Annotated in this window: 1 protein-coding gene; it reads left to right on the top strand. The window is 65.1% G+C overall.

The genetic code is table 11. The features are described 5' to 3' along the window. A partial coding sequence (locus tag EOA79_RS32280; protein WP_164894085.1) for an SMP-30/gluconolactonase/LRE family protein occupies positions 1–838 on the top strand: 838 nt, incomplete at its 5' end. Positions 839–883 lie beyond the last annotated feature (45 nt).

The raw sequence follows: 883 nt of genomic DNA on the forward strand, positions 1-883 counted from the left end.
GCTGTGGACCGGCGGGCGCTGGCTCGAGGGCCCGGCGTGGTTCGCCGCCGGCCGGTATCTTCTTTTCTCCGACATCCCGAATGACCGCATCATGCGCTACGACGACACCAGCGGCACGGTCTCGGTCTTCCGCTCGCCGTCAAACAACGCCAACGGCAACACCGTCGATTTCCAAGGGCGGCTTGTCACCTGCGAGCATCGCGCGCGGCGCGTCACCCGCACCGAGCATGACGGCTCGATATCGGTGATCGCCGACCGCTTCGAAGGCAGGCGCTTGAACTCGCCCAACGATGTGGTGGTGCGCTCGGATGGCACGGTATGGTTTTCCGACCCGCCCTACGGCATCGCCACCGACTACGAGGGCGACCGCGCCGAGCAAGAGATCGAGGGATGTCATGTCTATCGTGCCGATCCTGCAACCGGTGAGGTAACGCGAGTTGTCTCGACTATGGCAAAACCCAATGGCCTCGCCTTCTCCCCGGACGAGACGATCCTCTATGTCGGCGACACAGGCGTCACGCATCAGAAGGACGGGCCAAGGCACATCCGCAAGTTCGCTGTCGAGGGCAACAATCTGCGCGAACTCGGCGTTTTCACCACCTGCACGGCCGGTCTGTTCGACGGGTTCAGGGTGGACACGACCGGCCGCGTCTGGGCAGGGGCCGGCGACGGCGTCCACTGCTTCGATCCAGACGGCACGCTGATCGGCAAGATCCGCATCCCGGAGACGGTGGCCAACCTGACTTTCGGCGGTCCCAAGCGCAATCGCTTGTTCATCACGGCGCGGCAGTCGCTTTACGCGGCTTTCGTGGTGGCGAACGCCGCGGGGCGGGGGTGAAAACCGCGACCTGAGCTCCGCGACGTCGGCTGCGGTCTCAGCTGC

Origin of the sequence: Mesorhizobium sp. M1A.F.Ca.IN.020.03.2.1, from assembly GCF_004023205.1 — a bacterium.
GTDB lineage: Bacteria > Pseudomonadota > Alphaproteobacteria > Rhizobiales > Rhizobiaceae > Mesorhizobium.